The sequence below is a fragment of the Streptomyces sp. NPDC054770 genome, assembly GCF_053611985.1.
In genome coordinates, this window is the sequence record NZ_JBSHBL010000062.1 from 15454 (window position 1) to 26371 (window position 10918).

Genomic DNA, 10918 nt, shown 5'->3' on the forward strand with positions numbered 1-10918 from the left:
GTCGCGGAACATGCCCGCCGGGCGGGTCGTCCTCCTCTCCCAGGTGCTGTCCCTCCCGGTGCTCGCCGGCTGGCTGGCGGCGACCGGGACCACGGACCCGACCTGGCGGCCCTCGCCTGGGGGTGCGCGGCCGGCGCCTTCGGAGTGCTGGGCCTGGTGCTGCTCTACCGCACCTTGGCGACCGAGGGGATCGTGCTCGTCGCCCCGGTCACGGCGGTGTCGGCGGCCGTCGTACCCCTGGCGGTCGGACTGGCCCTGCAGTCGGCCCCGACGCTCGGCCGGTCGAACTGGACGCCCTCGGTGCCGGGAACGGCGTCCAGGATGCCGCGCAGCAGGTGACCCCGGCCGCCGCCGATGTCGGCGATGACGGGGAACGGCGTGAAGTCGTAGGCGTCGACGACCGCCGTGACGTCGGCCGCCGCCTTGGAGGTCATGGCGTGGTTGAAGATCTCGGCTTCGCCGGGCTGCTCCCGCAGATAGGCCCAGATCCCCTCGGCCTGGAGCACCTCGATCGCCGGCTCCCCGGTCATGACGGTGTGCTGGAGCAGCGAGAGGCTGTCCAGGTGCATCGGCAGACCCGTCAGGCGGAGCAGCGGTCGCGCGCTCATCGGGTGGTCGTCGCGCAGGACACGCGATGCGGCGGTGTGCGCGTAGCCGCCGTCCCGCTCCTCGAACACGCCGTACGCGCCGAGCAGACGCAGGACGCGGTCGAGTGCGCCGGGAGCGGCCCCGCAGACCGCCGCGAGCTTGCCGACGGGGACCGGTTCGTCGTCGATGTGGTCGGCGACGCCGATCTCCGCGGCGACCTGCAGGCAGCGCGCCGGGTAGGCGCCGTGGGCGAGCGTGTGGATCATCTCGGCGGATTGCTGTGTCATGACGGGCAGGGCTCCATCTCGTCGGTGTGACACGCCACGAAGAAGCCAGGAGCGGGGGCCCGACGCCCGACAGGTCTTCGTTCGGGGATCTGGGAATGTCCCCGTGCTGCGGCCGTACGGTGTCGGGCGGCGTCAGCCGGGCCCGAACCGGCGGCATGGCGGCCGTGCCCGCCGGAGAACCCCCTGTACGCCACCGTCGAGGAGCTGCCCGCCGACCCGATGGCTGGCATCGCCGATGCGCGTTTCCGCCGCGCCGCGGGGCTGCCTAGCGTGACAGGAGTTCCGCACCGTCCCGAGTCTTCCGCGTCCCCCGTGCCACACCAGGAGCGCCGTATGAGCCAGCCGCCCCGCCGGATCGTCACCGGTCACGACGAGACGGGCACCTCCGTGTTCCTCTCCGACGGCGAGCCGCCCGTCATCCGCACCGCTCCGGACGGCGCCGCCTTCTACGAGATGTGGAACACCGACTCCGTACCGGCGCCTCTCGCGGCGGACGAGGCCGAGCCCACGGAGCGCGACCTGACCGTGCCGCCGGCCCCGGGCGGCACCAAGATCCGGGTCAACGAGTTCCCGCCGGGCTGTGTCTCCCCGACGCACCGGACCCAGACCGTGGACTACGGCATCGTCCTGGCCGGCGAGGTCGTGCTCGTCCTCGACGACTCCGAGCGGGTGCTGCGCGCCGGGGACGTGGTGATCCAGCGCGGCACCGACCACCGCTGGGAGAACCGCACGGACACGGCGGCCCGGATGGCGTTCGTCCTCGTGGACGGCGTCTTCACCGGGCCGCTGCTGAAGGTCCTGGGCGCCGGGGTGCTCGGCTCCCTGCACGGCAGCCCGCTGGCGCCCGGCCAGTCCTGACACCGGTCGCGGTGAGCCGCCGCCATTCCCAATTTCTGGAACACGTTCTACGGTGTGCGCCGTCAGGACCGCCCTTGGGGAGCCTGGAGGCGCCGTGCACCTCGACCACACGCCCGAGCAGCAGCGGCTGCGCACCGAACTGCGCGCCTACTTCGCCGGCCTGGTGCCGGACAACGCCTACGCCCGCTACGCCGACCCGGCCGCGCAGAAACGCTTCTACCGGGAGACCGTCCGGCGGCTGGGCACCGACGGCTGGCTCGGGGTCGGGTGGCCGAAGGAGTACGGGGGGCGCGGCCTGACCGCGATGGAGCAGTTCATCTTCTTCGACGAGGCCGCCCAGGCCGGCGTACCGCTCCCGCTGATGGCGCTGAACACCGTCGGTCCGACGATCATGCGGTACGGCACCGACGAGCAGAAGTCGTACTTCCTGCCCCGCATCCTCTCCGGCGAGATCGACTTCGCCATCGGCTACAGCGAGCCCGACGCCGGCACCGACCTCGCCGCCCTGAGGACCAGGGCCGTACGCGACGGCGACGAGTATGTCGTCGACGGGCAGAAGATCTGGACCACCAACGGCGACACCGCCGACTGGGTCTGGCTCGCCACCCGCACCGACCCCGAGGCCCCGCCCCACAAGGGCATCACCATGCTCCTGGTGCCGACCACCGACCCCGGCTACTCCTGCACCGTCATCAACACCCTCGCCTCGCACGACACCACGGCCAGCTACTACGAGAACATCCGCGTCCCCGTCTCCCGCCGGGTCGGCGAGGAGAACCGCGGCTGGCGGCTGATCACCAACCAGCTCAACCACGAGCGGGTCACCCTCGCCGCGCACGGCACCATGGCCATCCGCGCCCTGCACGACGTGCAGCGCTGGGCCATGGAGACCAAGCTCGCCGACGGCCGCCGCGTCGTCGACCTGCCCTGGGTGCGCCGCCACCTCGCCCGGACGCACACCCGACTCGACGCCATGAAGCTCCTCAACTGGCAGATGGTGACCGCCGTCCAGGAGGGCACCCTCACTCCGCAGGACGCCTCCGCCGTCAAGGTCTACGGCTCCGAGGCGCGCCGCGACGCCTACGCCTGGCTGATGGAGGTCGTCGGCGCGGCCGGTCCGCTGAAGGAGGGCTCGGCGGGCGCGGTCCTCCACGGCGACCTGGAACGCGGCTACCGCTCGGCGGTCATCTTCACCTTCGGCGGCGGCAACAACGAGATCCAGCGGGAGATCATCTCGTGGATCGGACTGGGGATGCCCCGGGTACGGCGTTAGCCTGCCCTCATGAGCGGCGATCCCGGGCTCTTCACCCCGGACTCCGTGACCTGGCGGATGCACGGTGACCCGATGATGTGGGTCGCCGGCGTCCGCGCGCTCTACCTCCAGGCCCTGCACCCGCGTGCGGTGCGCGGCGTGATGGAGAACTCGGACTTCCGCCGCGACGCCTGGGGCCGGCTGATGCGGACCGCGAACTTCGTCGGCACGACGACCTACGGCACCACCGAGGCCGCCGAGCGGGCCGGGGCCCGGATCAGGAAGATCCACAGCATGCTGCGCGCGACGGACCCGGACACCGGCGAACGGTACGGCGTGGACGAGCCCGAACTGCTGCTGTGGGTGCACTGCGCCGAGATCGACTCCTACCTGCACGTGGTCCGCCGCTCGGGCTTCCCGCTCACCGGCGCGCAGGCCGACCGCTACATCGCCGAACACCGGGTCAGCGCCCGCCTGGTCGGCCTCGACCCGGCCGCCGCACCGGGCGACCAGGAGCAGCTGACCGCCTACTTCGAGAAGGTACGGCCGCGGCTCGCCGCCGGAGCCGACGCACGCGCGGTGGACGACTTCCTGCTCCGCCCTCCGACGCACCCCCTCCTGCTACCGGCGCGCGAGGTGCTGTGGCGGCGCGTGGCCCACCTCGCGTACGCCTCTCTGCCGCCGTACGCCCACACGTTGTACGGCAGACCCGCCCCCGAACCCGCCGTCGTCACCCGTCGACTGCGCGCCACCGGCACCCTGCTGCGCTGTGTTCCCGCACGTCTGCGCTGGCAACTCCCGCCGAAACACATCCTGCGCGCCATCGCGAGGCTCGGCCCGGACGCACGCCCCGCACCGTACAAAGTCGGGCGATAGACAGCCATACTGGGCGAGCAGGGGGGTGTCACGGACCGCGACGGGGGGGCGACGGCGCGCGATGGCTGACAGCAGGCTGGTCCAGGGGCGGTACCGGCTGCTCGACCTGATCGGGCGGGGCGGGATGGGCGAGGTGTGGCGGGCCCGCGACGAGTCCCTCGGCCGGCAGGTCGCCGTGAAGTGCCTCAAACCGCTCGGCCCGCACCACGACCAGGCGTTCACCCGCGTCCTGCGGGAGCGGTTCCGGCGCGAGGCCAGAGTGGCCGCCGCGCTCTCCCACCGAGGGGTCACCGTCGTCCACGACTTCGGCGAGCACGACGGCATCCTCTATCTGGTCATGGAGTTACTGGACGGCCGCGACCTCAGCCAGCTCATGGAGGACAACAGACACCACCCGCTGCCCGTCGGCGACGTCGTCGACATCGCCGAACAGGTCGCCGCCGCCCTCGCCTACACCCACCAGCAGGGCATCGTGCACCGGGACCTGAAACCGGCGAACATCATGCGGCTCACCGACGGCACCGCGAAGCTCTGCGACTTCGGCATCGCCCGCCTCGGCCACGACATCGGCTTCACCTCCCGCCTCACCGGCACCGGCATCGCCATGGGCACCCCGCACTACATGTCCCCGGAGCAGATCGGCGGCACCGAGGTCGACCAGCGCAGCGACCTGTACTCGCTGGGCTGCGTGCTCTACGAGATCGCCACCGGGGCACCGCCGTTCGACCTCGAGGACGCCTGGGCCGTCCTCGTCGGCCACCGCGACACCCGGCCCGCCCCGCCGCGCAGCCACCGCCCCGAGCTGCCCGGCTGGTTCGAGAAGGTCGTCCTCGACCTGCTGGCCAAACGGCCGGAGCAACGACCGTACGACGCCCGGGAGCTGGGCCGCCGGATCACCTCCGGGCGGACGACACCCACCTACGTCCCCACCGTCGTCACCGCGCAGCCCCGGCTCCGGCCCCCCGAACCGGCCGCCCACGAGCCCCGGCTGCCGTCCTGGACCCGGGGCATGACCACCGGCCACAAGGCGACCGGCGCCGCCCTGCGCAGCACCCCGCCCGACCCCGGTGCCGGACTCACCGGCGAGTGGACCACCCGCCCGGCCACCGGCGCGGCGGCACCCGCCCCCTCCCCGCAGGCCCTCACCGCCCTCGCCGGCCGGCACAACGCCGGGCTCAGCCTGGGACGGCTCGGCCGCTGGGCCGAGGCGGGCGAGGTGCACCGCGCCGTCGCCGCCGAACGCACCCGCCTCCTCGGCCCCGACCACCCCGACACCCTCGCCAGCCGCTACGAGATCGCCTTCGTCCTCAGCCGCACCGGCCGCGCCGCCGACGCGCTGCGCGAGTACACCGAGGTCGCCGCGGCCCGGGAGCGCGAACTGGGCGCCGACCATCTGGACACCCTCGCCGCCCGCCAGGAGACGGCCTACGTGCTGGGCCAGTTGGGCCGCCACTTCGACGCCCACCAGGTGTACACGGCCGTGCTCGCCGACCGGCAGCGGCTGACCGGCCCCGACCATCCGGACACCCTGCGCTGCCGCCACAATCTCGCCTTCAACCTCAGCAGGCTGGGCCACTTGGAGGACTCGTACCGGATGGCCCACGACGTGGCCGCGGCCCGCGCCCGGGTGCTCGGCCCGCTGCACCCCGACACCCTGGTCACCCGCTACGAAGTGGCCTACGCACTGGGCCAGTTGGGCCGCTGGGAGGAGGCCCTGCAGACCTACCGCGAGGTCGCCGACGCACGCGCCCGCGCCCTCGGCGCCGACCACCCCGACGCCCTCGCCGCCCGCTACGAGGTCGGCATCAGCCTCGGCCGCCTGGGCCGCAGCGCCGACGCGCTCGCCCTCTACCGCGCCCTGATCGACGACCGCACCCGCGTCCAGGGCCCCGCCCATCCCGAGACCCTGCGCGCCCGCCACGGCCTCGGCGTCAACCTCGGCCGGCTCGGCCGCTGGGAGGAGGCCCTCGCGGAATCACGTGACGTGTGCGCGATCCGCGAACGGGTCCTGGGCGCCGACCACCTCGACACCCTGGTCAGCCGCCGCGAGGTGGCCGTGAGCCTGGGGTGGCTGGGCCGCTGGACGGACGCGCTGACCGAGTACCGGCGCGTCGCCGCCGCCCGGGAACGCGTCCTCGGCTCCGACCACCCGGACACCCTGGCCAGCCGCAACGACGAGGCACACTGCCTGGAACAGCTGGGGCGGGGCACGGAGGCGGTGGAGCTGTACCGGAGAGTGGCGGTCCTCCGCCAACAGCGCGCTTCAGGAGGCCGACTTTGAAACGCGGCCCCACTACGCGCCCCAAAGGAGCGCGGGGCTGTCACACATATGCGGCTCCGCCGCGTGGGCGCGACCAGCCACCCACGACCCGCACGTGGAAACCGGCCCTCCCCAGCGGAGCGTACCGGCATGGCTCTTACCTACCTAGATCATCATGTGTTACGAAGAACCATGCCCGCTGCCACCGCACCCGCCCGCGCCTACGACGTGATCATCGTCGGCGGCGGCCACAACGGCCTCGTCGCGGCCGCCTACCTCGCCCGGGCCGGCCGCACCGTACTGGTGCTGGAGCGGCTCGGCCGCACCGGCGGCGCCGCCGTCTCCACCCGCCCCTTCGCCGGTGTCGACGCACGGCTGTCCCGCTACTCCTACCTGGTCAGCCTGCTGCCGAGAAAGATCGTCCGCGATCTCGGCCTGGACTTCCGCGTCCGCGGCCGTACCGTCTCCTCGTACACGCCCGTGGAGCGCGACGGGCGCCCGACCGGACTGCTGGTCGGCGGCGGCGAGCGGCGGATCCGCGAGGCGTTCGAACGGCTGACCGGGGGCAAGACCGAGTACCAGGCCTGGCGCCGCTTCTACGGCATGACCGGCAAGGTCGCCGAGCGGGTCTTCCCGACGCTCACCGAACCGCTGCCCGCGCGCGAGGAACTGCGCCGCCGGATCGACGACGAGGCGGCCTGGCGCGAGCTGTTCGAGGAGCCGATCGGGGTGGCGATCGAGGAGAACTTCTCGGACGACCTGGTGCGCGGGGTCGTCCTCACGGACGCGCTGATCGGCACCTTCGCCGACGCCCACGACGCCTCGCTGCGCCAGAACCGCTGCTTCCTCTACCACGTCATCGGCGGCGGCACCGGCGCCTGGGACGTGCCGGTCGGCGGCATGGGCGCCCTCACCGACGCGCTGGCCGCCGCCGCGCGCTCGGCGGGCGCGGTGCTCGCCACCGGGCACGAGGCGGTTCGGATCGAGACGGACGGCCGGGCCGCCGAGGTCGCCTACCGCACCGCCGACGGGGAGGGCATCGCCGCCGCCCGGCACGTCCTGGTGGGTGCTTCCCCGCAGGAACTCGCGGCCCTCACCGGCGACCCGGCCCCGGAGCCCGCCGAGGGCGCCCAGCTCAAGGTCAACATGCTGCTCAAGCGGCTGCCCAGGCTGCGCGACACCGCCGTGGACCCGCGGGAGGCGTTCTCCGGCACCTTCCACATCGCCGAGGGCTACGGGCAACTGGCCGCCGCCCACGCCGAGGCGGCGGCCGGCCGGCTGCCCGCCGCCCCGCCCTCGGAGATCTACTGCCACTCCCTGACCGACCCCACCATCCTCGGCCGTGACCTGGCCGAACGCGGCTACCAGACGCTCACCCTCTTCGGCCTGCACACCCCGGCCCGGCTCTTCACCGCCGACAACGACGCCGTACGCGACGAACTCCTCAAGTCCACCCTCGCCCAGCTGGACGCCCACCTCGCGGAGCCGATCACCGACTGCCTGGCCCTGGACGCCGACGGCCGCCCCTGCATCGAGGCGAAGACCCCCCTGGACCTCGAACGCGACCTCCGCCTGCCCGGCGGCAACATCTTCCACCGCGACCTGTCCTGGCCCTACGCCCAGGACGGCACCGGCCGCTGGGGCGTGGAGACCCCGCACGCCAACGTCCTGCTGTGCGGGGCGGGCGCGGTGCGCGGGGGAGGGGTGAGCGGGGTGCCGGGGCACAACGCGGCGATGGCGGTGCTCGAACAGCGGGACGGCTGACCACGGGCGTCAGCGCATGTGCGTCCCGCCGTTGATGTCGAACGTGGCACCGGTGACGTATCCGGCCTCCTCGCCCACCAGATGGGCCACGAGGGCGGCCACCTCGACCGGTCTGCCCAGCCGTCCGACAGGGATGCCCGCCGCCATCCCGGACACCGCCGCCGCGCCGAGTTCCGCCACCGCAGGCGTCTCGACGGCCGCGGGTGCGACCGCGTTGACGGTCACGCCGTACGGCGCCAGCTCACGGGCGAACACCTTGGTCAGGACCAGCACACCGGCCTTCGACGCCGAGTAGTGGGCGCCGGCGAGCGTGCCGCCCTGCTGGCCCGCCAGCGAGGCGAGGTTGACGACCCGCCCCCACCCGCGCTCCCGCATCGCCGGCGCGCACAGCCGGGTCAGCGCGAAGACACCGCGCAGGTTGGTGGCCAGCACGGCGTCCCACTCGTCGAGCCCGATGTCCCACACGGATCCCGGAACAGTACGGGCGGCGTTGTTGACCAGCACATCAGGCGCGTGCCAGACGCCGGCGACCGTGCGCACCGCGTCCTCGAGCGCGGCGGTGTCGCTCACGTCGGCGGCGAGCGCCAGCGCGGTGCCCCGGCCGGGATCCAGTTCGGCCGCCAGCGCGGTGACCGCGTCCTCGTCGCGGTCGAGGAGGGCCACCCGGAGCCCGAGCCGGTGCAGCCGTCCGGCGACGGCCGCGCCGATGCCCCGCCCGGCACCGGTGACCAGGGCCACCCTGGGCGCTGCGCCGCTGTCGGCACTCGTCTCGCTCACTGTCGGCTCCTCTCAGATGACCGGGTTCGCCGGCAGCGGGGCACCCAGCAGAGCACGACCGTAGATCTCCTTGCTGGTCTGCACGCTGAGCGCCGCGTGCCGGGACGCCGTCTCGATGTCCCGCCAGGCTCTTTGCAGCACGGTCCCGTCGGCGAAGCTCCCGGCCCCGGCGGTGTCGAGCAACAGGCTCACGGCCTCGCGAGCGCACCGCATGGCGTGCGCGGCGTCCATGCGCATCCGGGCCCGCTCGTGCGGGTCCGGCCGCCGGCCGGCACGCGCCCGGGCGTCCAACTCGTCGGCGGCGCGGCCGAGATGCAGCCGCGCGGTGTCGATCAGCAGCGCGGCGTCGGCCACGTTCAGCTGATGGGCGGGGGCCTCGGCGACCAGCCGGTACAGCGGCGAGGCCGCCCGCTTTCCGCCCGCGACGGCTGAGACGACCCGGTGGAGTGCCTCGACGGCGATCCCCACCGCGGTCGCCACCAGCGGCAGGTTGATGGAGAGGTGGAAGGTGATCCGCGGCTCGTCGGGATGGCGGTCCCGGTACGTCCCGTCCGCCATGGCGGTCAGGGAGATCGTCCGCGCGTCGGGCACGAACACGTCGTCCGCCACGGCCGTGTTGCTGCCCGTTCCCCGCATCCCGGCGACGAACCAGACGTCGTCGACGGTCAGGTCCGACGTGGGGACCAGGCCCATGCCGCGTTCCGGCTCGCCGCCGTCGTTCGTCCACGTGAAGCCGAGCAGCGTCCAGGGGGCGTGGTGGATGCCGGAGATCCAGGGCCAACTGCCGCTCAGCACCCAGCCGTCGGCGGTCCGCCGGGCCGTTCCGGACGGGTTGGCCGTGCCGCAGACGAACCCGTCCGGGTCGTCCTTCCACAGGACGGCACGCTCGGAGTCCGCGAGCTGGGACGCGAACAGGTTGCCGCCGTAGGCGATGCCCACGATCCAGGAACTGGCGGCACAGCCGCGCGCCAGCTCCTCGCACACGTCCACCGCGGTACGGGCGCCCGCACCGTGGCCGCCGTCCGCCACCGGGGTGCCCAGCCGGAACATCCCGGCCTGCCGCAGCGCGCTCACGCCGGTGTCCGTGAGCCGGCGGCCCTCCTCGGTGCGGGCGGCCTGCTCGGCGAGGAGAGGGACCAGTGCCCGTGCCGCCGCCACGGGCGAGAGATCGCCGGACGCGCCGGACCGGCCCCCGGGATCGGAGAGTTCGGTGCCCACACTGGCTCCTGTTCTGTCGTTCCTGCACTCCGTCGGCGTCCAGTCGGCGTCCTGGTCTCGCGGCATCAGTAGGCGACCACGTTGTCCAGCTCCTCGTCCGCCGCGAACCGCACGAGCTGCCGGCGGACCAGGGCTTCGAGACGGGGCCACAGCGAAGGGGTCAGCGCACCGACGTGCGGGGTGATCACCACGCCGGGGGCGCCCCAGAGCGGATGGTCCGCGGGCAGCGGCTCGGGGTCCGTCACGTCCAGCGCGGCGCGCAGCCGCCCGTCGCGCACTTCCTCCCACAGGGCGTCCGTGTCGACGACCGCGCCCCGGGCGACGTTCACCAGCAGCGCGCCGTCCCGGAACCCGGCCAGCAGCTTCGCGTCGACCAGCTGACGGGTGGCCGCCGTCAGCTCGGTGGTCAGGATGACCACGTCCGCCTCCGCGACGAGTTCCGGCAGCCGCGACACGGCGTGCACCGGCCCGCGCGGAGACCGCCGTCCGGTCCGCGCGACCCGGACGACCGCGCATCCGAACGGCGCCAGCAGGTCCTCCACGGCGGACCCGAGGGCGCCGTACCCGACGACGAGGACGGTCCGCTCGTACAGCGACGAGAACACCGCGGGCCGCCACTCCCGGAGGTCCTGACACCGGGTGAACTCCGGCGCGCCCCGCAACGAGGCGAGGATCAGCGTCAGGGCGAGCTCCGCCGTGCTGGGCGCATGGGTGCCCTTGGCGTTGCACAACGTGACCTTGCCGGGGAGGCGGCGCAGTTCCGCGCTCAGCCCGTCGTGACCGGAGCTCAGCGCCTGCATCGCTCTGAGACGGGTCATCCGGCCGAGCGGTCTGCTGATGGTCCGGAGATCCTGGACCAGGGGAGGGACGTAGAACTCCACCCGGCCCGGATCCGACGGAAAGTCGGCGTGGCCGTCCCAGCGTGCGTACCGCAGGGTCTCGGGCAGGCCCGCGAAGCTGGTGAACTGGGCGGGAAGCCAGACCTGCCCCATGACTCCCTCACGATCGCACGACGACACCGGATCCCCCCGCTGGTCC

Annotated in this window: 9 protein-coding genes; 5 read left to right on the forward strand and 4 right to left on the reverse strand. The window is 73.5% G+C overall.

The features are described 5' to 3' along the window. Positions 1–164: 164 nt before the first annotated feature. Positions 165–875, reverse strand: a complete 711-nt coding sequence (locus tag ACWGKQ_RS38160; RefSeq protein ID WP_453296630.1) for a methyltransferase — start codon at positions 873–875, stop codon at positions 165–167. A 333-nt stretch (positions 876–1208) separates the two neighbouring features. On the opposite strand from ACWGKQ_RS38160, the gene ACWGKQ_RS38165 reads away from it, so the two are divergent. The 5 genes from ACWGKQ_RS38165 (at position 1209) to ACWGKQ_RS38185 (ending at position 7885) form a co-directional block, all read left to right on the forward strand. After that, a complete protein-coding gene (locus ACWGKQ_RS38165) occupies positions 1209–1733 on the forward strand; it encodes a cupin domain-containing protein (RefSeq protein ID WP_453296631.1) in 525 nt (174 codons plus the stop codon). 94 nt (positions 1734–1827) lie between these two features. After that, entirely contained in the window at positions 1828–3006 is a 1179-nt protein-coding gene (locus tag ACWGKQ_RS38170; RefSeq protein ID WP_453296632.1) for an acyl-CoA dehydrogenase family protein, read from the forward strand. Between the two features lie 9 nt (positions 3007–3015). Continuing rightward, on the forward strand, positions 3016–3861 hold the full coding sequence (locus ACWGKQ_RS38175; RefSeq protein WP_453296633.1) for an oxygenase MpaB family protein: 846 nt from the start codon (positions 3016–3018) through the stop codon (positions 3859–3861). 61 nt (positions 3862–3922) lie between these two features. Next, positions 3923–6142 (forward strand): tetratricopeptide repeat protein, encoded by a 2220-nt coding sequence (locus ACWGKQ_RS38180; RefSeq protein ID WP_453296634.1) that lies wholly within the window; start codon positions 3923–3925, stop codon positions 6140–6142. Between the two features lie 171 nt (positions 6143–6313). Beyond that, positions 6314–7885 (forward strand): phytoene desaturase family protein, encoded by a 1572-nt coding sequence (locus ACWGKQ_RS38185; protein ID WP_453296635.1) that lies wholly within the window; start codon positions 6314–6316, stop codon positions 7883–7885. Between the two features lie 9 nt (positions 7886–7894). Here ACWGKQ_RS38185 and ACWGKQ_RS38190 read toward each other — a convergent pair whose 3' ends face one another. The 3 genes from ACWGKQ_RS38190 to ACWGKQ_RS38200 all read right to left on the reverse strand — a co-directional run bounded on the left by ACWGKQ_RS38190 (position 7895) and on the right by ACWGKQ_RS38200 (position 10872). After that, a complete protein-coding gene (locus ACWGKQ_RS38190) occupies positions 7895–8662 on the reverse strand; it encodes an SDR family oxidoreductase (protein ID WP_453296636.1) in 768 nt (255 codons plus the stop codon). A gap of 12 nt (positions 8663–8674) precedes the next feature. Further along, on the reverse strand, positions 8675–9880 hold the full coding sequence (locus tag ACWGKQ_RS38195) for an acyl-CoA dehydrogenase family protein (RefSeq protein ID WP_453296637.1): 1206 nt from the start codon (positions 9878–9880) through the stop codon (positions 8675–8677). A 65-nt stretch (positions 9881–9945) separates the two neighbouring features. Then, positions 9946–10872, reverse strand: coding sequence for a 2-hydroxyacid dehydrogenase (locus tag ACWGKQ_RS38200; RefSeq protein WP_453296638.1), 927 nt, complete (start codon positions 10870–10872; stop codon positions 9946–9948). Between the last annotated feature and the right edge of the window lie 46 nt (positions 10873–10918).